We start from the raw sequence: 20,291 nt of genomic DNA, 5'->3' as shown, positions 1-20,291 counted from the left end.
TTCAGATCCTTACATCCGCAATTAGAGCAACATCCTTGTACCCTCGCTCTGTAAGTACCTGTGCGCCACGCCATGCGCGCAGGCCTGTGCGGCAACAAAGGACGATACGGTGCGCAGGGATGAAATTGTGCCGGTCGAGTTCATCGGGTGTAAGACGCAAGGCGGTTTTGCAAACAGGCTGCGGTGCTTCCGATGTATCTCGAAGCTCAACAACAATATCTTTGGAGCTTATGTCTCCTACTGAAATAAAGGGCGCTTGCCAGTCTGGTTCTTTGGCGTTGAGAAATGAAAACCCGCCGAACTCAAAGCTCTTTAAGTCTACCGTGATGAGACGACCTAACGGACTTGGAGAAAAATCCAGCAGTACTGCTAAAGTCATTTGTGCTTGCATTGCTCCGATGCTCCCGACTGCAGACCCAAGAACTCCCGCACTGACACAATTAGCAGAGTTGGTTGGAGGGGAAGGGAACACTGCTCGCAAAGACGGCGCACCGCCACAAAAGCCTCCGAGATAACCAGATATTCCAAGCGCGGAGGCTGAGATAAGCGGCTTGCCTTGTCGGTAGCACTCATCTGAGAGCGTGTAAGAGGCTGCAAACGTATCAGCTGCATCCACGATGATATCTGCCTGAGCAACCAGTTCACCCGCATTCGCAGGGTCCAGAGCAACGTTGTGGGCGCGCAGCTCCACCTCTGGGTTGTACCCATGTAACCGAGCTGCCGCCGCATAGGCTTTGCTCTCCCCCACATTTGCGAGTGAGTAGAAGGGCTGCCGGTGCAGGTTGCTCTCCTCAATCACATCGGGATCGGCAATCGTGATGATACCCACACCAGCACCAGCAAGGTATTGCAGAACAGGACAACCTAAACCTCCGGCTCCCACGACAAGAACATGAGCGGCTCGCAACTGCTCTTGTCCTGCTGTTCCAACTTCAGGCAAGATCATCTGGCGGTCATAACGTGTCATTGCTTACAAGCCTCCACCCATTCCTGAGTGCGAGCGATTGGGTTGTGTGCTTGCATGATGTCAGTCACCACCGCTGCGCTATCTGCACCAGCTTCAAACACGCCCGCAAGCCGTTCTGGCGTTAATCCGCCTATAGCAACAAGAGGTGTCTCTCCAACCATTTTCTTCCAGCGACTGACGCGCTCCAGGCCTTGTGGCGCCCACTTCATCTTCTTCAGCTTGGTCAGGTACACTGGCCCCAGAGCAACGTACTCAGGCTTGAAGGAGAGGGCGCGATCTAATTCCTCTTCATCGTGGGTAGAAAGGCCAAAGCGAACACCAGCTTTCCGGAGTGTTGCAAAGTCCGCGCTGTCCATATCCTCCTGCCCAAGATGTACGAAGTCACAGCCAAGCTCTAATGCCAGTTCCCAATAGTCATTTATGACCAGCTGAGCACCATGTTGACTGCAAAAGTCGCGAGCTTGGGTGATCTGCTGTCGTATGACCTCTTCAGACTGATCTTTGATCCGGAGCTGTACAAGCTTCACACCATAGGGGACGAGCTTTTTAATCCAATCGACATCCCCGGTAATCAAATAAAACCGTTCCATCAGATCAACTCCGCCATGCCGAGGGTTGGGGTCGAAGGCACAGCCATGTCGCGCGGGTCCATTGGGTCTGCGATGTATCCGTTGCACCCAGCTTCAATGGCTTGCGCCATGGCCTTAGCCATCAAAGCCGGATCACCTGCTTTTGCAACTGCGGTATTGAGCAGAACAGCATCCATGCCAAGCTCCATCGCATGCGTTGCGTCAGAGGGCCGTCCAATACCTGCATCCACGATCAAAGGAACATCCGGGAAGTGCGCTCGCATGGCTCGCAAAGCATCGGGATTTCGCAGGCCCTGTCCAGAGCCGATGGGTGCGCCCCATGGCATCAGCAGTTCACACCCGGCTTCCAACAGTTTTTCGCCAACCACAAGGTCATCAGTTGTGTAAGGGAATACTTTGAAACCATCTGCACAGAGAACCCTCGCAGCCTCGACCAATCCAAACACATCAGGCTGCAGAGTGTCTGAGTTGCCGATAACCTCTAGCTTGATCCAGTCAGTCCCAAACAACTCGCGAGCCATTTGTGCAGTCACAACGGCTTCTTGCACGCTATGGCATCCCGCAGTGTTGGGCAGAACCTTACAGCCGCTATCCTTCAGCAACTCCCAAAAACCCGCACCTGACCCGTCCGCCGTCTCGCGCCGCAAAGAGACTGTGATGATCTCTGCTCTGCTGGTCTCAATTGCTTTTCGCAACACTGCAGGAGAAGGGTATTGTGCTGTTCCGAGCAACAACCGGGAGCTGATGTCCGTACCGTAAAGCTGCATGTTACCCTCCCTGCATAGGGGCAAGAACTTCCAATCGATCGCCTTCTGAAAGGGATGTCTCAGAGTATTCTTCACGAGGAACAAAACTGCCGTTCAAAGCTGTCGCAATAGCGGGGCTGGTGAACTCCAGTTCCATAAGAGCATCCTCCAAGGTTTCGTTGGTGACCTCGCGTGGTTTCGCATTCACGATGATCTTCATGTGCAGGTCTCCTTTAAAAGATGGTGTGCCGCTTGTTGTGCCAATGCTGGCGCAAGCAGGAAGCCGTGGCGGTAGAGGCCGTTGAGGTGAAGGGATCCGTCATGCTCGACCAGTCGAGGTAGGTTGTCTGGAAAAGCAGGCCGCAACCCCGCTCCAATTTCGACCACGCTGGCCTCGGCAAAAGCAGGGTGAATGGCAAAAGCTGCGCTCATCATTTCTGTAAGAGACCGCAGGGTAGGAGAGCGGTCAGAGTTGCTTTCCACCATAGTCCCGCCAATCATGAACAACCCATCAGCCCGCGGCACCAGATAAAGCGGCATGCGTGGGTGTAAGAGCCGGATGACACGAGACAGCTGAACCTCAGGACAATGCAAAATCGCCATCTCACCGCGCACAGCCCGCAAGTCAGGAAGGCTGGCAGCCGTGGCTGTGCAGTTGAGATCAACCTCAGGAGGTGCGCTGGTACCAAAACGGATCTCTACTCCAAGACTCTGAACAGCAGTGGCTAAATCATCAAGAGCCCGTCTTGGGTCCAGATGCGCTTCCTCCGCGAAATACAGCCCACGCTCGAACCGCCCTTTCAAGGCTGGCTCCAGTTCTGCAATTGCTTGACCGCTTACCTCAGCAAAGTGTGAGGTTCGCCGTGCAAAACGGGTCAGCTCCGCCTGATCACGAGGTGGAGTAACAACAAGCGTCCCTCGGCGAGTGACCGTGGTGACTTGTGACCACCAATCTGCCGCCTGACCGCCGAGGGTGATGACCTCCTCTTCTGCGCTTTCTCGCTCGCAAAATGGCGCAAGCATGCCACCTGCAAACCGTGCAACGCTGCCTTCACCCGGCTGCTCGGCTTTTTCAAAGAGAGTGACGGATGCACCGCGCTTTGCTAGCTCATAGGCGGAAGCCAGCCCCGCAAGGCCGGCTCCTGCAATCGTAATCACTGCTCTGTCCCTTCAAGTGGCAGGTACAACTTGCCGCCTTCGCGGAACTTGGCTGCCATGGCCTCCATACCTTCCTTTTGCGCTTCTGCGCGGATGTCATGGGAGATCCGCATGGAACAGAACTTAGGTCCGCACATAGAGCAAAAATGAGCCACTTTATGCGCGTCTTTCGGCAGGGTTTCATCGTGGAACTCTCGCGCCGTATCCGGGTCAAGAGAGAGGTTGAACTGATCTTCCCAGCGGAATTCAAAACGAGCACGAGACAAGGCATCATCCCGCCGCTGGGCACCCGGCAATCCTTTGGCGAGATCAGCTGCATGAGCTGCAATCTTGTAGGTAATCACGCCGGTTTTTACATCATCCCGGTCCGGCAATCCCAGATGCTCTTTGGGCGTTACATAGCAAAGCATGGCACAGCCAAACCAGCCGATCATCGCAGCGCCAATGCCAGAGGTGATGTGGTCATAACCGGGTGCGATATCGGTAGTGAGGGGCCCAAGGGTATAGAACGGTGCCTCATGACAGCATTCCAGCTGTTTATCCATGTTTTCTTTGATCTTGTGCATGGCCACATGGCCCGGCCCTTCAATCATCACCTGACAATCCTTGGCCCACGCAATTTTGGTAAGTTCTCCAAGTGTCTCCAGCTCTGCAAACTGTGCTTCATCATTGGCATCTGCAATGGAACCCGGACGCAATCCATCACCAAGGGAGAAGGCAACATCATACTGGCGGCAGATATCGCAGATTTCGTCAAAGTGTTCATAGAGGAAGCTGTCTTTGTGGTGATGCAGACACCACTTGGCCATGATGGAGCCTCCACGGGAGACAATGCCGGTCACGCGATTGACGGTCATCGGCACCATGTGCAGGCGCACACCTGCGTGAATGGTAAAGTAATCAACCCCTTGCTCTGCCTGTTCAATCAGGGTGTCGCGGAAAATCTCCCAAGTCAGATCCTCGGCAATGCCATTCACCTTCTCAAGTGCCTGATAAAGCGGGACAGTCCCAATTGGTACAGGGCTGTTGCGGATGATCCACTCACGGGTGTTGTGAATGTTACGTCCCGTAGACAGGTCCATCACCGTGTCAGCTCCCCAACGGATCGACCAGACCATTTTATCGACTTCCTCTTCCATGGAGGAGGTAACAGCAGACGTGCCCATGTTGGCGTTGATTTTGACCAGAAAATTACGGCCAATAATCATCGACTCACTCTCAGGGTGATTGATGTTTGACGGAATGATCGCACGGCCAGCAGCCACCTCATCACGTACAAACTCTGGTGTTACATAGTCAGGGATGTTCGCACCCCAGTCATTGCCACACCGCTCTTCTGCAACCGCTTCCCGCAACTGGTTTTCGCGGATGGCGATGAACTCCATCTCCGGCGTGATAATGCCAGCGCGGGCATAGGCCAGTTGGGTGACAGCTTTATCACCTTTCCCGCGCAATGGGCGAGGCTTCACCGGAAACTCAGGAACAAGCCGATCGCCTTTTACAAAGCCATTGTCTTCAGGCTTAATCTCGCGGCCATCATACTCCTCCGTGTCACCACGTGCCTCAATCCACTTGCGTCGTAGAGCAGGCAAACCTTCAGAAATATTCGTTGTTGCCGTTGGATCCGTGTAAGGGCCGGAACTGTCATAGACTGGGAGGGGAGGCTCGCCTGCAGTTGGGTGAACACTGATCTCGCGCATGGGCACGAGCACGTCTTCGTGCAGACTGCCACGAACGTAGATTTTACGTGCTGCTGGCAAGGCACCGGTGGTGATGGATGGGTTTGGCGTCGTCATTATGGTGCTCCTCAAGTTTATAACTCGAAAAAGACACCAGATGAGTTTTGGCTGGGAAACGGCAGAAAGAACTTCTGCTGCTAAGATCGCGGTTGTTACACTGGCCCTTCAAACAGGCCCCGCGACCCGTGCTTCCTACGCCAGTATCAACTGGGTCAGGTTCTAAGGGTCGCGTCGCCGAGCTTGCGCTCTGTCAGCCTCTCAGTCTCCTTGGTGAGACTCCCCTGCATACATGATTTTGCTAGAACGATTATGAACTACTGTCAAGGCAGGTTCGGTTCAGGCGGGGTTCAGAAAACTTTTGTAGTCTGGTCTTTCAGAGAAGAGAGTTGCTGATCCATATTGGCTTTTGAGGATTGCATACCTATCTCTCATCTAAGAATTTCACATCTGGATATCGCGAAAAATAATATCAACGAATGCTTGAAACCTGTTCTCTCCCATCCGTTTTAGCTGGCCCAATCTTGCGGCGACTGGAAACCTCACGTCTGACGTTTTGGCTCGCACTGCGCGCACCGGCAGATGTAAAATTGGACTTGTTCCCACAAGGTGGCGAACCACAAACCTACGAGCTGACGAAAGCGCAAACCGAGGTAAACCTGATCTCAGCAGGGGTGCATCTCCACTACCTCCTGATCGATCTACCTCTCCAAACCCCACTCCCGCAAGACAGCTGGATCAGCTATCGCCTTGCACTACGTATGGAGGACGAGGAGGAGACTGGCTGGCAAGATCATTCCGTATGGGCTCCGGATCTTTGCTATGAAAATCAGGAGCTTCCTGGCTTTCTGCTAAGCTCAAAAGTCTCCTCACTCCTACATGGATCCTGCCGCAAACCACATCACGAATCCGGCGATGGTCTGGTCGCAGCGGATAAGTTTCTGGCAAAGCACATCAGGGCTGAGGACGGCACCAAAGTTAATAAGGAAAAATGGCCAGCTGCCCTCGTGATGAGCGGGGATCAGATTTATTCAGATGACGTTGCTGGCCCTATGCTGCGGGCTATCCATGTACTCATCGAAAAACTCGGTATCACTGAAGAACAGCTGGCGGGCTTGGAAAGCAAAGTGCCTGATAAGGCATCAGACCTCTACCAGCATGGTGACACCTACTACCGCCGCGAAAAGTTTCTCCCAAGTCTGGAGAAGAACCGGAAGCTCTGGCTTGTTTTGTTCGGAGGTGTAGAAAAGCCAATCTTTACTGCCGATCATGCCCATAACCATCTGATCACACTGGCTGAATTCTTGGCAATGTATCTTCTCGTCTGGTCTCCAGTAGTATGGGAGCTGGTTGAGACAGATGTTCCCGAAGGACTGACGCATGAAGAAATAGGGCTCTACGAGAGCGAGCAGAAAATCCTGAAGGAGTTTGTTGCAGGCCTTGGTCAGGTACGCCGCCTGTTTGCTCACCTTCCGGTCGCGATGATCTTTGATGACCATGATGTCACTGATGATTGGAACCTCAATCGTGATTGGGAAGAGACTGCCTACGGACATCCGTTCTCCCGCCGGGTCATAGGCAATGCCTTATGCGCCTATATGCTCAACCAAGGGTGGGGTAATCGACCAGAAGCGTTTTCTGGTGGAGCGCTTGAGGAGATGACACAGGCCATTACAGTGCCGGGCACTTGCCGCTATGACGAGTTCTTGGACCGCCTCTTTACCTTTGAAAATTGGGATTACCACTGGGAACTAGACCCACCACTGCTGGTGCTGGATACGCGCACACGGCGTTGGAGATCTGAGCGTGCAGGTTATCTGCCCTCTGGCCTACTGGATTGGGAAGCCGTCACGGATTTACAGCGTGCTTTACGCGGAAAAGACGCTGTGCTGCTCGTGTCTGCAGCTCCGATCTTTGGCGTTAAGTTGATCGAAACGCTGCAAAAACTGCTCACGTTCATGGGCAAACCGCTCATGGTGGATGCTGAATACTGGATGGCACATCCCGGAACTGCAGATGGCATTTTGAACGTGTTCCGCCACCGCAAAACGCCAGATCGCTTTACGATCCTTTCCGGTGATGTGCACTACTCCTTTGTTTACGATGTTGAGTTGCGCGGACATTCTCGTGGACCTGACATCTGGCAAATCTGTAGCAGTGGCATCAAAAACGAGTTCCCAGCCAAACTGCTCGACAAACTCGATCACCTGAACCGCTGGCTCTATGCACCGCGTTCACCGCTGAACTGGCTAACAAGACGGCGCGGCATGAAGGTTATTCCGCGTAAGCCAGTGGGCACACATCATGGTCGACGCCTGCTGAATGCAAGTGGCATTGGATTAGTTGAGTTTGATGAACACGGCGGTCCAGACCAAATCAGCCAACTGCTGCCAGATGGGCGTCAGGTTGTCTTCGTGCGCCGGGAAGAAGAAGCGCGCTGGGATTGATGGTGAAGAAAACTAGATCCAAAACAATACCTGTGGCCTGCAACTGTCACAGGTAACTGCACGAAATCTATTGGATTTACGCAAATTACGGGTCTTATCTAATATATCATTGCCATATTGCGAGTTGTTGGTATGCTATTGGTATCAGGGAGAGTCTCGTGTCCAGCATATCCAAAAAAGTGGGGTTTCCAGAACATTCCAATCCGCAGGAGTGGCGTGAAACCGAGCAAAGATCTTCACGTTATGCGGGCTTGGAAACATGGGGGACTGACGAAGTTCTCAAGGCCTTGCTCGGTGGTCAAATGCAAGCCCTCAACGCTGTTTGGTCCGCGTTGGGTGAGCTGGAAGCCGCAGTTGATGCCGCTGCCCAAAGACTACGGGGAACCGAAGGTAGACTTGTTTATGTTGGCGCAGGTACCTCAGGCAGGCTCGGCGTTTTGGATGGCATTGAGCTCATCCCCACATTTGGCTGGCCAGAGCATCGGTTGATCTATGGTCTGGCAGGCGGCGAAGCTGGATTATTACGCCCGCAGGAAGGTGCTGAGGACAGCGCAGAAGCTGGCCGTGACTTCATTTTAGAGAACAATGTCGGCGCTTCTGATGTCGTCTTGGGTATTGCAGCAAGCGGCACCACACCTTTTACCCGCTCTGCCATTCAAACCGCCAGAGGCGCGGGGGCTCTGACAATATCAATGGCGAATAATCCGCAAAGCCCGTTACTGGCCGATGCTGAGCATGAAATCCTTTTGAGGACAGGTCCGGAAGTGTTGGCAGGATCAACCAGATTATCCGCAGGAACCAGCCAAAAGGCGGCACTCAACCTATTTTCTACAGCGCTCATGGTCCGGTTGAAGAAGGTGTATTGCGGTTACATGGTGGATATGCAGCTGACCAACATTAAACTGGATCAGCGCGCCAAAGACATGGTGGTCTCACTCACCGCTTGTTCGCAGGAAAAAGCCGCAGCTGCCCTGCATGAAAGTGACAGTCAGATCAAGCTGGCTGTCTTACTGGTGCTGGGGGCAACAAAGCAACAGGCCACTAATGTTTTGAATGAAACTCAGGGAGATTTGGGAGAATCTCTTCGGGTGCTTGGGTTACATCAACCTGACTGAATTATGCGCACATTGCGATCTGCTTAGACCGTAATGTGCCAAAAGGAATATTCGCCAGCTGGGGGGCTGGCGAGTTGCAATACCGACGGTTTTTCAAGGCGGTATTCGATCATTTGTTACGGGAGGAATTAATGAAACACTATTTGACATCAGGCATTGCTGCATCCCTGCTTCTGGGCTCCGCATCTTTTGCTTTTGCAGCGTCTGAACTGACAATTGAGAGCTGGCGTAACGACGATTTAAGCATCTGGCAGGACACCATTCTGCCTGCGTTTATGAAAGCGCACCCAGAGATCAAAATCAGGTTCTCGCCAACAGCTCCAACACAATACAATGCAGCACTGAATGCAAAGCTGGAAGGTGGAACCGGTGGTGATCTGATCACATGCCGTCCGTTTGATGGTTCGCTGGATCTCTACAGCAAAGGCTATCTGAAGAACCTGCAGGGCATGGCAACCCTCGATAACTTCCCGGATTCAGCAAAAGGTGCATGGAGCACCGATGATGGTAGTGCCACATTCTGCGTTCCAATGGCCGCTGTGATTCACGGCTTCATCTACAACAAGGATGCTTTTGCTGAAGTTGGTGTTGAGCCACCAAAAACTCAGGCTGAGTTCATGGCTGTTCTCGACAAGATCAAGGCAGATGGCAACTACATTCCAATGGCGATGGGCACGTTAGATCAGTGGGAATCCGCTGCAATGGGCTATCAGAACATCGGCCCAATGTACTGGAAAGGCGAGGAAGGCCGTAAGGCAATTGTTGCAGGCACTGGCAAGCTAACAGATGATGGCTGGGTCAAGCCGTTTGAAGTGTTGGCAGGCTGGGGCCCGTATCTCGGTGACGGCTATGAAGCTCAATCCTATCCAGACAGCCAGACCTTGTTCACACTGGGCCGTGCAGCAATTTATCCATCAGGCTCTTGGGAAATTGCAGGCTTCAACCGTGATTCAGACTTCGAGCTCGGCGCATTCCGTCCACCTCTGCCAGCCGAGGGTGACAGCTGCTACATCTCAGACCACACTGACATCGGCATTGGCCTGAATGCGGCCTCTCCAAATGCTGAAGCAGCCATGAAGTTCCTTGAATGGATGGGCACCAAAGAGTTTGCAGAGCTCTACTCCAACGCTGTTCCGGGCTTCTTCTCTTTGTCCAAGCATGAGATCTCGCTCACTGATCCACTGGCGGATGAGTTCATCTCCTGGCGCAAAGACTGTCAGTCCACCAACCGTTCTGCGGCACAGATCGTTTCTCGCGGTACTCCAAACCTCTGGAACGAAATGTGGGTTGTGTCTGCAAATGTCATCAATGGCAAGCAGACACCTGCGGATGCAGCGAACCAGCTTCAGAAGGGGCTGAGCTCCTGGTACGAACCTCAGATGGACTAAGCCATCTCTCTGAATGAACACCAAACAGCAGATGTGCGGATTGACCCGCGCATCTGCATTGCAATGAGAGATGATGGAATTGGAACAGGACCTTATGGTCAGTGAGCGGAAGAAGAAGCCGTTCCGCTGGCATGTACTTGTCTTTCTGGCTCCGGCAGTCATCGTTTACACGATGATCATGATCCTGCCGTTGGCTGAAACTCTGCGCTTTTCATTTTTCCAAAGAGACACGATCACGCAAGCGATCTCGTTTGTCGGGCTGGAAAACTACATCAAGCTGTTCTTTGATCCGTATTGGGTCGAGCCGTTTTTAAACTCGCTTTGGAACAACTGTTATTTCTTCCTAATCCATATGTTGGTGCAAAACCCGATTGGCATCCTGATAGCGGCTTTGCTCTCCATGGTGCACCTACCGGGCAAGAAGCTTTATCGCATAGCCATCTTCATGCCGACACTCCTGTCCTTCGTTGTGGTCGGGTTTGTCTGGAAGCTCATGCTTTCCCCGTTATGGGGCGTTTCCAAAGGCCTGATGAAGTCTGTTGGGGTGGGCAGTTGGTACCTACCGTTCCTCGGGAAAGAAGAAACAGCACTCACAACGCTCTCTCTCATCTCCGTCTGGCAGTTCATCGGCATTCCAATGATGCTGATTTATGCAGCGTTGCTTTCTATTCCTGATGAGGTGATTGAAGCTGCCGAATGCGATGGCGTGACCGGCATCTCGCAGTTCTTCAAAATCAAGCTGGTCCTGATCCTTCCAACAATCGGCATCATCTCTATCTTAACCTTCGTGGGCAACTTCAACGCATTTGACTTGATCTACACCACGCAGGGGCCGCTTGCGGGGCCAAATTTCTCGACAGACCTGCTGGGCACGATCTTGTACCGAACATTCTACGGGCAACAGTTGCAACCCGGTGACCCCAACATGGGAGCCGCCATCGCAACGGTGATGTTCTTTATCATCCTGACGGGTGTTGCCATTTATCTCTTCTTCATTCAGCGCAAGCTGACACGTTACGAGATGTGAGGCGCAAATGGCTATTTCTCGTGCAAGACGAAACCGAATAGCAGAACTGGGCGCACATGTAATCTTGCTCACGTTTGCAGTGATCGCGCTTTTCCCGGTTCTCCTCATTCTCATCAACTCGCTCAAAACCAAAAAAGCGATCTTCCGCCAGCCGCTGGAGTTCCCTACTTCCGAAACACTGGATCTGGTTGGTTATTCAACAGTGCTGCAGCAAGGCAACTTCCCACTGTATTTCTGGAACTCACTGTTCGTGACTGGTGCCAGCTTGTGTCTCATTCTCCTGTTTGGAGCAATGGCAGCTTTTGCGCTCAGCGAATACAGGTTTCGCGGTAATCGCCTAATGGGCCTCTATATGGCGCTGGGCATTATGATCCCGATTCGTCTGGGGACAGTCGGCATTCTCCGCCTGATGGTCACGACGGATCTGGTGAATACGCATTGGGCACTCATACTGGTCTACACAGCACAAGGCCTGCCACTGGCGATCTTCATCCTCTCCGAGTTTATGTCGACAGTATCATCAGATCTCAAATCTGCTGGCCGTATTGATGGCCTTTCAGAGTATTCCATCTTCTTCCGTCTTGTGCTGCCTCTCATCAGGCCTGCCATGGCAACGGTGGCCGTCTTCTCCATGATCCCGATTTGGAACGACCTCTGGTTCCCGCTCATTCTAGCGCCCGCAGAGCATACCAAAACGCTCACATTGGGGGCTCAGGTGTTTGTGGGGCAATATTCCAACAACTGGAATGCAATTCTTGCGGCTATGGCATTGGCGGTTATTCCGGTTCTCATTCTCTACACACTCTTTTCGCGCCAACTCATTCGGGGCCTAACATCTGGAGCAGTCAAATGAGTGAGAAACCTATTCGCGTTCTCGTGGCCGGCCTCGGAAATATGGGAAAGTCACATGCTCTGGCGTATGAGGCCAATCCGGGATTTGAGATTGTAGGACTGGTCAATCGATCACCAGTAGAATTGCCCGAAGAGTTGAGGCGCTACGTAATCCAATCTGATTTCGCGCAGGCACTGGTTGAAACCAAACCTGGTCTTGTGTCCATCTGCACCTATTCAGACAGTCATGCCGAATACGCCGTCATAGCAATGGAAGCAGGGGCGGATGTGTTCGTGGAAAAACCATTAGCAACCACTCTGGAAGATGCTCAGAGCGTGGTGGAAACTGCCCGCAAATTGGGACGTAAACTGGTGGTTGGCTATATCCTGCGCCATCACCCCTCATGGACAACCCTCATAGAGCAGTCGCGCAAACTGGGCGGACCTTACGTCTTCCGCATGAACCTCAACCAGCAATCCAGCGGCGCAACCTGGCAAACCCACAAACAGCTGATGCAAACAACATCACCCATCGTGGATTGTGGGGTCCATTACATCGATGTCATGTGCCAGATCACTGATGCAAGGCCGATTGAAGTACGTGGCATGGGCGTACGCCTGAGTGATGAACTGCCCGACGACATGTACAACTACGGCCATCTGCAAGTCTTGTTCGAAGATGGCTCTGTCGGTTGGTACGAGGCTGGGTGGGGCCCGATGATGTCGGAAACTGCATTCTTCGTAAAAGATGTCGTCTCCAAGAATGGCAGCGTCTCGATTGTCATGGAAGGTGAAGCTCGCTCAGACGACATCGACATGCACACCAAAACCTCCACGATCCGGGTTCATTACGGCGCAACGGATGCGAACGGCGAGTTTACACGCAAAGACGATGTACTCAGCATGGATGGTGAACCGGGGCATCAAGCCTTGTGTGATCGTGAGCAGGCCTTTGTGCTCTCAGCTATCCGTGAAGGGCTGGATTTAGAAGATCACATGAATGCAGCGGTAAATTCTCTGGCTGTCGTACTGGCGGCAGATCAGGCGGTGCGCACTGGCACAGCTCAGAAACTGGACTTGTAATATGGCTAATCTGAAAATTTCATCCCTCTACAAGTCTTTTGGTGCTGAAAATGTGCTGGATGGTATCAATCTCGATATCCAATCCGGTGAGTTCCTCGTTTTGCTCGGACCATCCGGCTGCGGAAAGTCCACACTCCTGCGCATCATGGCAGGGCTGGAAGACGAAAGCGCGGGCGACATCGCCATTGAAGGCAAATCCATCGCACACCTTCCGCCGTCCAAGCGTGAGATTGCCATGGTATTCCAGACCTACGCGCTTTATCCGCATTTGAGTGTGCGGGGAAACATGGAGCTGGTCCTCAAGCAGGCAGGATACTCAAAGGCAGAAATCAAGGATCGCGTTGCTGAAAGCGCCCGTGCGCTGGAACTGGACGCCTTGATGGACCGAAAACCCTCTCAGCTCTCAGGTGGACAGCGCCAACGTGTTGCAATTGGCCGAGCAATTGTGAGAGATCCCAAGATTTTCTTGTTTGATGAACCTCTCTCAAATCTGGATGCAGCATTGCGTGGACAAGTGCGGCTGGAAATCGCACGCCTTCATCAACGTCTGTCAGCAACTATGGTTTACGTGACCCACGATCAGGTTGAGGCTATGACACTGGCAGATCGTATCGTGGTTCTGAATGATGGTGAGATCCAACAGGTCGGCACACCGCGAGATCTTTATGAGCGACCAGCAAACTTGTTTGTGGCAAGTTTCATTGGCTCCCCTAATATGAACTTCCTTCAGTTGGAAAAGCTGAGTGAAAACAGTGCGCAGTTGAAAGATGGAACACTCCTTCCAATCTCCAACAATGCCTCCGTCATCCCCGCTAACGTCACACTCGGCATCCGTTCTTCCCATGGCATTTTGCATGATCAAGCAGCGGAGAGCTATCTGAAGGCAGAAGTCTTGCTGGAAGAATATCTGGGAGACACCACCTATGTGCATGTTGAGTTAGAGACTGGCGAGCAAATGGTTGTTCGTGAAGATCCGGAGATAACGCGCCGAGCTGGTGACCAGGTCTACGTGGAGCTTACGTTGTCAGGCGTACATCTCTTCAATGCTGATACAGGAAAGCGGATGGACGTCAGCATCTCTGAACAGGAAACTGCTTAGGTCATAAACTGAGGGGACATACAGGCTTCCCTCAGTTCTCATCAATCTGCGGTTTGTAGTCAAACTCGATGAACTGCAGAAACTTACGTAATATATCGGTTTCATAGTTCTTTTTGTAAATTGCGCAAAGATCTGCCGGAATGTCTTCCTTCAAGCGAATGAAACGTACGTTCTTGGATTTCTGACTACGAAAACAGTCGCTGACTAAAGCAATCGCCTGACCAGAAGCAACCAGCGCCAACAAGGTACTTGGCTCCTGAACCTCAAAGGCAGCTTTAGGGTAGAAGCCCTGATCTTTACATCTTGCAATCAAAAACGGCGTCGAGTTGGACATGCTCCGGTCCAAAACAGCCATTTCCTCATCTTTTAGCTCTTCCAGTCCCACCACCCTGCGATCCTTGAGAGGGTGCGTACTAGGCACTGCCAGTGTAAGGTTTTCTCTCACCAATACTTTTGAGTTTAAGGCAGGCTCATTGAGTGTATCGCCATAGCGGCAGATACCCAGATCAATGATGCCACCATCCAGCGCTTCTTTCTGCTGATTGGGCGCTAACTCGGTGAAATTCAGAGAACAATCCGGATGCTTGCTCTTGAAATCAGAGAGCAGGTTCGCAAATCCATCCAGAAAGGCACTGCTCACCATCCCGATGCTGAGGGTCGAGTTTTCCGCACGTCCCTGCCGCTGGGTGTTGGTGATAGCGTAATCCAATGTGTTGAAAATCTGCTCGCACTCACGTTTCAGCACGCGCCCTGCAGCAGTCAGAGAAACATTTCGAGAGTCACGCTGAAAGAGAGAAAGACCAAGGGCAACCTCCAACTCTTTGATTTGTATGGACATAGGTGACTTAGAAATATGCAGCTCTTCTGCCGCACGCCCAAAATGCCCACTTACTGACACTTGATGGAAGTAACGCAGCATTCGCAAAGTAATGCGGCCTGATGTGATTAGATCGTGCATGAACTTGTTTTGTTATTCTTATTTTGTTCTAGGTTGTAGCTCTTAAAGTTCTACTATTTTTATTATATATGTTCTGTAAGAACTATAATCTACGAAATAATCCGTATGTGGCATGGTTTTCTACGTAATATTTTCTAGTTTGTTTCGAAGTTCGAAACGATTGATATATTTAAAAAACTTAATAATTGCCTCTCAGGCAACTAGGTTGCCCTCACCAAAGGGAATTAAATAAAAGGTGAGGCAAACTATGCAATCGGGTCAGTTCACATTCGCACCTACGCAAGGTGAGTGTACTGCGCCTGTCGTATGCCGCGCTTTCACAGAGGTTGACGGCTCGTATGCACGAACTCCCACCGTGTGTATGACCTCAGCGCTGACAATTCCCGATGAAGCTCCAGAAGGTTCTACAATCGCAGGTGTTTTGCATTGTTTTTCAATGACAAAGCATTTGTTGGATGCGGGTGGCCATCTCAACTGTCCACGTGAAGGTGGGTACGGTTAGTCGCCTTCCGGCGCTTCAAATTTCTCCCCAACCATAATCAACAACTTACCTCAGAGCCTCTGGGAGGAGCTCATAATGTTCGCAACTGGTTTTCTTGGCATCGCTACACTGATTGTTATTGCTGTATTGGTTTCAACCAATCGCAAAGCGATCAATCTCCGCACCGTAGGTGGTGCGCTGGCTCTACAGATTGGTATCGGCGCTTTCGTGCTCTACGTTCCAGCTGGCCGTGCTATTCTTCACGCAATGTCAAAGGGCATTTCCGGTGTGATCGACAGTGGTCGTTCCGGCGTTAACTTCCTTTTCGGCAACCTCACCAATGGTTCACTTTCTGAAACTGTTGGCTTCGTGTTTGCCTTCAACGTGCTTTGCCTCGTTATTTTCTTCTCCGCTCTGATTGCAGTTCTGTACCACCTCGGTGTTATGCAGGTCGTCATTCGTGTCATTGGCGGTGGCATGGCGAAACTGCTCGGCACATCTCAGGCAGAATCCATGTCTGCAGTTTCCAACGTTTTTGTTGGCCAGACAGAAGCTCCACTGGTTGTGAAGCCTTACATGCCTAAGATGTCTGATAGTGAGTTCTTCGCTATCATGTGTGGCGGTATGGCGTCTGTTGCTGGTACCGTTCTTGGTGGTTACGCGCTGATGGGTGTTAAGATCGAATTCTTGCTGGCTGCGTCCTTCATGGCTGCACCAGGCGGTTTGCTCTTCGCAAAACTCATCATGCCTGAAACCAAGGAAGTGAACTACACAGTCGACACAAGCGCTGACTTTGGCGACGAAAAGCCAGAAAACGTGCTGGCTGCTGCTGGTCAGGGCGCAATGAATGGTCTTCAGCTTGCTGGTGCGATCGGTGCAAACCTTGTTGCAATGATCGGTCTCATCACTCTGGTGAACCTGATCCTCGGCGGCGTTGGTGATCTGGCTGGCTTCAGCCTGTCTCTGGAAATGATCCTCGGCTGGATCTTCGCTCCAATCGCTTACCTGCTGGGTGTTCCAATGGCTGACATCGGTGTTGCAGGTTCTCTGATCGGTAAGAAGCTGGTCGTAAACGAGTTCGTAGCGTACCTCGACCTGAAGAACTACCTCGTCGATGCCACAGCAATGGACATGGGTCTGCCGGTTATTCAGGAAAAGACCAAAGCAATCGTTTCCTTCGCTCTCTGCGGCTTCGCAAACATCTCTTCCATGGGTATTCTTATCGGTGGTCTGGGTGTTCTGGCTCCAAACCGCATGAACTTCATCGCGAAGTACGGTCCTCGCACTCTGTTGGCAGCAACTTGCTCCAACCTCATGAGCGCAGCGATCGCGGGTATCTTTATCTCCTTGGCAATGTAAGAGAGTTTTCTTCCTTAATCTCTGAATTGCCTGCGACGGGGGGAGCATTGCTCCCCCCGTTTCTATTTGCTCTAGAAAAACAGGCCGCGCTACGTTGGGGGTGAACGCGCACCTGCATCACAGGAATGAAGCGTTAGCTGCTAACGCCTTCTTCAATAACGTCTCGTGAGCCTTGCGGAGGCATTTCTGGGAAAGCTGGAAGCTTCGGATCAATCTCATCCCAGGACGGTGCTCTGCTGGAATACACGTTTACTTGAGGCTCGATGACCTCCGGCTGATCAACAGCAGACGCGCGCACAAAGATCAGATCTGTCATGGATGAGTTGAGTGAGTAAACAGCACTTCCGCAGGTTGGGCAAAAGCCCCGCGTGACCACGTTTCCACTGTCTGCTGGTTTGTCGAAAAATGTGAGCTCCCCAGTCACTTCAACCGCTTCTTTGGGCAGGGCTGCATGAGTACAGTGCCCTGTTCCTGATGACTTGCGACAATCATCACAGTGGCAATGTGCGGCCATCTGCGGCTTCATTGTTGATTTCAGCTGTACATTCCCGCAAAGGCAGGACCCTGTAAATGCGCTTTCCATGATACTATCCTTAATCAGAGTTGAGGGATGATTTAGTAACTTGTAAATTGCAAGTCACTATTCACAATAGGAGAGATTGGCGGTATGTCAACCGAAAACCGTTCCGGCTGCCCGATCGCAAATACGCTGGATATTGTAGGAGACCGTTGGAGTCTCCTGATCCTGCGGGATATGTTCAATGGGAAAAAGATTTTCTCTGAGTTCTTAAGCTCGCCGGAAAAGATCACAACCAGCGTTCTGACCGTCCGCCTCAATCAGTTGGAAGCGGCTGGTATGGTCGTCAAAGAACTCTATCAAACGAATCCCAAACGCTATCAGTATCTGCTGTCTGATCGGGGCAGGGACATCCTACCGGTGCTTCAGGAAATGTGCCGGTGGGCGAACAAGCATATGCCGGAAACGTGGATTCCACCGGAGAGCTTTATGGAGATGAGCCCATAAAAAAGGCTGGACGCTATATCCAGCCTTTCCCAGTTTCCAAGGATACTCTGCGATCAGAATAAGACCGAGGGCAGCCAGGTCGCAATCTGAGGGAAGAACCAGACGAGCCCCATCCCGACTATCTGCAACAGGATGTAAGGCAGCACGCCTTTGTAGATCATGCCTGTTGTGATCTCAGGCGGCGCCGCCCCGCGTAGGTAAAATAGCGAGAATCCAAATGGTGGTGTCAGAAAGCTGGTCTGCAGGTTGATGGCGATCATCACAGAAAGCCAGACCGGATCAAAACCCATCATCAGCAGGGTAGGGCCAACAATCGGCAGCAGGATCACAGAGATCTCTACGAAATCCATGAAGAAGCCTAGGGCAAAGATCAGCGCCATCACAAACAGCAGGGCACCCAACTCACCGCCCGGCATTGCAGAGATTAGCTCTTCAATGCGAGCGTCACCTCCAAGACCGCGGAAAATCAGAGAGAACACGCTCGCCCCGATAATTGTGGCAAAGATCATTGCTGAAATGGAGAGCGTGTTGGTCATCACTGGCGCAAGCAACTGAGACCGCCACATACGCATCACACTCTGCAGCAGACCGCTGATGCCGATGATCAACAGCACAATCGCAACACCAGCAAGGCCATAATCAGCGACAGTCAACTCGCTGCGTTGCAAGCGGATGGTTGTCATCCCAGCCAGCGCGATCACCGCCAGCAGAGCCACAACACTCGCTCCAAGCAGCACGTTAGACTTCCCATTGCTCAGCCGGAAACCCGCCAACAGCAAAGCACCCACTGCACCAACCGCAGCAGCTTCCGTTGGTGTCGCGACACCGCCCAAAATTGAGCCCAGAACTGCAATAATCAGAGCCACCGGTGGAATGAGCACAGATGCAATCCGGCGCACTGAAGTTGTACCCAGCACTTGCTTGTCCATAGCAGGCGCACAGCTAGGTTGAAGATAAGCGCGGACAAGCAGGTAGACGATGTAAACGCCTACCAGCATCAATCCGGGCACCAGTGCTGCAGCAAAGGTCTGCCCCACACTGATTGTCTCCACCGTGAACTTGCCCTCAGCAAACTGGGCTTGCTGGTAGGCGTTGGACATCACCTCAGAAAGGATGATCAGAAGTGTTGAGGGCGGAATGATCTGCCCTAGAGTGCCAGCTGTACAAACCGTGCCAGCAGCAAGTTTCGGATCGTAGCCATTTCGCAGCATGGTGGGCAACGCAATCAGCGCCATCGTCACCACTGTCGCACCCACAATACCAGTGGAAGCTGCGAGCAACCCACCAACGAGCACAACGGAAATACCCAAACCACCACGAAGAGAACCGAACAGCTTGCCCATCTCTTCCAGCAGATCCTCTGCAATGCGGCTGCGTTCAAGCACCAGGCCCATGAACACAAAGAGTGGGATCGCAATCAGCACGTTGTTTGTCATCGTGCCAAAAATGCGCTGCGAAAGCGCACCCAGCAGGCCTGTATCAAATGTGCCAGCCAGCGCGCCAAGAACAGCGAAGAGAACGGCAACACCAGCAATCGTGAAGGCAACTGGGTAACCCAGCAAAATTGCAAAGCACAGGCCCGCGAACATAAAGATATCGAGAAACTCAATCACAGCTTTGGCTCCTCAACATCAACACCACACAAGAAGAGGCCATCGCGCAAAATACCAGAAACACCCTGAATGATCAGAAGGCCGCAGAATGCTGGAATAAGGCTCTTAAGCAGAAAGCTCGCAGGAATGCCGCCAACAGAGATCGGCCCCTCTAGGATCTTCCAGCTGTTGTAAACAAACGGCCAGCTGATCCAAAGCAGCAGCCCAACAGTTGGCAGCAAAAAGAGCAAAGCACCGATCAGGTTGATAATGGCTTTGGCCTTGGGAGAGGCCTGCCCGTAAAAGATGTCGACGCGCACATGCTTGTCAGCCAGAAGCGTGTAGCCCGCGCCAAGCATGAAAACAGCGGCGTGCATGTAAAGCACTCCTTCGCCGAGAAAGATGTAGCTGATGCCAAACAGATAACGCAGCAAAACAATCGCGAACTGTAAAAGCAGCATAAACAACGCAAACCAGCGAATGGTATGACCAACCAGACGGTTGATAGCGTCGAGTTTCAAAACAACAGAGGTCATCGGTGGGATCCGATCAGGCCAGAGTTTTTTCTTGGCTTTCTAGAGCACCCCTTCGAAAAATAGATACTGATTTTCGGAGAAAGGGGCGCACTAAACTGACGAAAGCAGGAGAGCAGCCGGGGTGATGTACCCCGACTGAGTATTGCGCGGAAAA

At 52.1% G+C, this 20,291-nt stretch carries 19 protein-coding genes and 1 riboswitch; of the genes, 9 read left to right on the top strand and 10 right to left on the bottom strand.

Features of this window, described 5'->3' with window-relative positions; genetic code table 11:
- Position 1: 1 nt before the first annotated feature.
- The 6 genes from BM231_RS10495 to thiC are packed head-to-tail and all read right to left on the bottom strand — an operon-like array spanning position 2 to position 5,257.
- Positions 2–967, bottom strand: a complete 966-nt coding sequence (locus BM231_RS10495; protein ID WP_093519107.1) for a HesA/MoeB/ThiF family protein — start codon at positions 965–967, stop codon at positions 2–4.
- Positions 964–1,557: a thiamine phosphate synthase gene (locus BM231_RS10490; RefSeq protein ID WP_093519105.1), complete on the bottom strand. Its 594-nt coding sequence runs from the start codon at positions 1,555–1,557 to the stop codon at positions 964–966. The genes BM231_RS10495 and BM231_RS10490 overlap by 4 nt, the downstream gene beginning before the upstream one ends.
- Positions 1,557–2,324, bottom strand: a complete 768-nt coding sequence (locus tag BM231_RS10485; RefSeq protein ID WP_093519103.1) for a thiazole synthase — start codon at positions 2,322–2,324, stop codon at positions 1,557–1,559. Before BM231_RS10485 ends, BM231_RS10490 begins: the two co-directional genes overlap by 1 nt.
- A gap of 1 nt (position 2,325) precedes the next feature.
- Complete coding sequence (gene thiS / locus BM231_RS10480; protein ID WP_093519101.1) at positions 2,326–2,523, bottom strand: sulfur carrier protein ThiS; 198 nt, start codon at positions 2,521–2,523, stop codon at positions 2,326–2,328.
- Positions 2,520–3,461 (bottom strand): FAD-dependent oxidoreductase, encoded by a 942-nt coding sequence (locus BM231_RS10475; RefSeq protein ID WP_093519099.1) that lies wholly within the window; start codon positions 3,459–3,461, stop codon positions 2,520–2,522. The genes thiS and BM231_RS10475 overlap by 4 nt, the downstream gene beginning before the upstream one ends.
- Positions 3,458–5,257: a phosphomethylpyrimidine synthase ThiC gene (thiC, locus tag BM231_RS10470; protein WP_093519097.1), complete on the bottom strand. Its 1,800-nt coding sequence runs from the start codon at positions 5,255–5,257 to the stop codon at positions 3,458–3,460. Before thiC ends, BM231_RS10475 begins: the two co-directional genes overlap by 4 nt.
- Positions 5,258–5,372: 115 nt before the next feature.
- A riboswitch (TPP riboswitch) is annotated at positions 5,373–5,493 on the bottom strand.
- 183 nt (positions 5,494–5,676) lie between these two features.
- Here thiC and BM231_RS10465 point away from each other — a divergent pair.
- From BM231_RS10465 to BM231_RS10435, 7 genes are all read left to right on the top strand, one after another.
- On the top strand, positions 5,677–7,644 hold the full coding sequence (locus BM231_RS10465) for a metallophosphoesterase family protein (protein ID WP_093519095.1): 1,968 nt from the start codon (positions 5,677–5,679) through the stop codon (positions 7,642–7,644).
- Between the two features lie 167 nt (positions 7,645–7,811).
- Positions 7,812–8,759, top strand: a complete 948-nt coding sequence (locus tag BM231_RS10460; protein ID WP_167550290.1) for an N-acetylmuramic acid 6-phosphate etherase — start codon at positions 7,812–7,814, stop codon at positions 8,757–8,759.
- A gap of 131 nt (positions 8,760–8,890) precedes the next feature.
- Positions 8,891–10,147 carry an ABC transporter substrate-binding protein gene (locus BM231_RS10455; protein ID WP_093519091.1) on the top strand — a complete coding sequence of 419 codons (1,257 nt, stop codon included), beginning with the start codon at positions 8,891–8,893 and terminating at the stop codon, positions 10,145–10,147.
- Between the two features lie 73 nt (positions 10,148–10,220).
- Entirely contained in the window at positions 10,221–11,174 is a 954-nt protein-coding gene (locus BM231_RS10450; protein WP_244527159.1) for a carbohydrate ABC transporter permease, read from the top strand.
- 7 nt (positions 11,175–11,181) lie between these two features.
- Positions 11,182–12,027 carry a carbohydrate ABC transporter permease gene (locus tag BM231_RS10445; RefSeq protein ID WP_093519089.1) on the top strand — a complete coding sequence of 282 codons (846 nt, stop codon included), beginning with the start codon at positions 11,182–11,184 and terminating at the stop codon, positions 12,025–12,027.
- The gene (locus BM231_RS10440) at positions 12,024–13,088 is read left to right on the top strand and encodes a Gfo/Idh/MocA family oxidoreductase (protein WP_093519087.1); all 1,065 of its coding nucleotides are present in this window, start codon (positions 12,024–12,026) and stop codon (positions 13,086–13,088) included. The genes BM231_RS10445 and BM231_RS10440 overlap by 4 nt, the downstream gene beginning before the upstream one ends.
- Before the next feature lies 1 nt (position 13,089).
- Positions 13,090–14,187 (top strand): ABC transporter ATP-binding protein, encoded by a 1,098-nt coding sequence (locus BM231_RS10435; protein WP_093519085.1) that lies wholly within the window; start codon positions 13,090–13,092, stop codon positions 14,185–14,187.
- Between the two features lie 31 nt (positions 14,188–14,218).
- Here the strand turns inward: BM231_RS10435 and BM231_RS10430 are convergent, their stop codons facing one another.
- Positions 14,219–15,145, bottom strand: a complete 927-nt coding sequence (locus BM231_RS10430) for a LysR substrate-binding domain-containing protein (protein WP_057464105.1) — start codon at positions 15,143–15,145, stop codon at positions 14,219–14,221.
- 577 nt (positions 15,146–15,722) lie between these two features.
- On the opposite strand from BM231_RS10430, the gene BM231_RS10420 reads away from it, so the two are divergent.
- Entirely contained in the window at positions 15,723–16,985 is a 1,263-nt protein-coding gene (locus tag BM231_RS10420; RefSeq protein WP_093519081.1) for a NupC/NupG family nucleoside CNT transporter, read from the top strand.
- 133 nt (positions 16,986–17,118) lie between these two features.
- Here BM231_RS10420 and BM231_RS10415 read toward each other — a convergent pair whose 3' ends face one another.
- Positions 17,119–17,568 carry a GFA family protein gene (locus BM231_RS10415; RefSeq protein WP_063309420.1) on the bottom strand — a complete coding sequence of 150 codons (450 nt, stop codon included), beginning with the start codon at positions 17,566–17,568 and terminating at the stop codon, positions 17,119–17,121.
- A gap of 84 nt (positions 17,569–17,652) precedes the next feature.
- On the opposite strand from BM231_RS10415, the gene BM231_RS10410 reads away from it, so the two are divergent.
- Positions 17,653–18,009, top strand: a complete 357-nt coding sequence (locus BM231_RS10410; RefSeq protein ID WP_093519079.1) for a winged helix-turn-helix transcriptional regulator — start codon at positions 17,653–17,655, stop codon at positions 18,007–18,009.
- 53 nt (positions 18,010–18,062) lie between these two features.
- On the opposite strand, the gene BM231_RS10405 is transcribed toward BM231_RS10410, so the two are convergent.
- Positions 18,063–19,622, bottom strand: coding sequence for a TRAP transporter large permease (locus BM231_RS10405; RefSeq protein WP_093519077.1), 1,560 nt, complete (start codon positions 19,620–19,622; stop codon positions 18,063–18,065).
- Positions 19,619–20,137, bottom strand: coding sequence for a TRAP transporter small permease subunit (locus tag BM231_RS10400; protein WP_093519075.1), 519 nt, complete (start codon positions 20,135–20,137; stop codon positions 19,619–19,621). The genes BM231_RS10405 and BM231_RS10400 overlap by 4 nt, the downstream gene beginning before the upstream one ends.
- Between the last annotated feature and the right edge of the window lie 154 nt (positions 20,138–20,291).

Source organism: Pseudovibrio ascidiaceicola (assembly GCF_900114245.1).
Lineage (GTDB): Bacteria > Pseudomonadota > Alphaproteobacteria > Rhizobiales > Stappiaceae > Pseudovibrio > Pseudovibrio ascidiaceicola.
Note: the sequence above shows the minus strand (reverse complement) of the source record. Positions and strands in the feature narration are given on the sequence as shown.

Excerpts from the sequence above, each read along its gene's own strand:
- BM231_RS10495 (WP_093519107.1), bottom strand. The coding sequence starts at position 967 with ATGACACGTTATGACCGCCAGATGATCTTGCCTGAAGTTGGAACAGCA.
- BM231_RS10490 (WP_093519105.1), bottom strand. The coding sequence starts at position 1,557 with ATGGAACGGTTTTATTTGATTACCGGGGATGTCGATTGGATTAAAAAG.
- BM231_RS10485 (WP_093519103.1), bottom strand. The coding sequence starts at position 2,324 with ATGCAGCTTTACGGTACGGACATCAGCTCCCGGTTGTTGCTCGGAACA.
- thiS (WP_093519101.1), bottom strand. The coding sequence starts at position 2,523 with ATGAAGATCATCGTGAATGCGAAACCACGCGAGGTCACCAACGAAACC.
- thiC (WP_093519097.1), bottom strand. The coding sequence starts at position 5,257 with ATGACGACGCCAAACCCATCCATCACCACCGGTGCCTTGCCAGCAGCA.
- BM231_RS10465 (WP_093519095.1), top strand. The coding sequence starts at position 5,677 with ATGCTTGAAACCTGTTCTCTCCCATCCGTTTTAGCTGGCCCAATCTTG.
- BM231_RS10455 (WP_093519091.1), top strand. The coding sequence starts at position 8,891 with ATGAAACACTATTTGACATCAGGCATTGCTGCATCCCTGCTTCTGGGC.
- BM231_RS10450 (WP_244527159.1), top strand. The coding sequence starts at position 10,221 with ATGGAATTGGAACAGGACCTTATGGTCAGTGAGCGGAAGAAGAAGCCG.
- BM231_RS10445 (WP_093519089.1), top strand. The coding sequence starts at position 11,182 with ATGGCTATTTCTCGTGCAAGACGAAACCGAATAGCAGAACTGGGCGCA.
- BM231_RS10440 (WP_093519087.1), top strand. The coding sequence starts at position 12,024 with ATGAGTGAGAAACCTATTCGCGTTCTCGTGGCCGGCCTCGGAAATATG.
- BM231_RS10435 (WP_093519085.1), top strand. The coding sequence starts at position 13,090 with ATGGCTAATCTGAAAATTTCATCCCTCTACAAGTCTTTTGGTGCTGAA.
- BM231_RS10430 (WP_057464105.1), bottom strand. The coding sequence starts at position 15,145 with ATGCACGATCTAATCACATCAGGCCGCATTACTTTGCGAATGCTGCGT.
- BM231_RS10420 (WP_093519081.1), top strand. The coding sequence starts at position 15,723 with ATGTTCGCAACTGGTTTTCTTGGCATCGCTACACTGATTGTTATTGCT.
- BM231_RS10415 (WP_063309420.1), bottom strand. The coding sequence starts at position 17,568 with ATGGAAAGCGCATTTACAGGGTCCTGCCTTTGCGGGAATGTACAGCTG.
- BM231_RS10410 (WP_093519079.1), top strand. The coding sequence starts at position 17,653 with ATGTCAACCGAAAACCGTTCCGGCTGCCCGATCGCAAATACGCTGGAT.
- BM231_RS10400 (WP_093519075.1), bottom strand. The coding sequence starts at position 20,137 with ATGACCTCTGTTGTTTTGAAACTCGACGCTATCAACCGTCTGGTTGGT.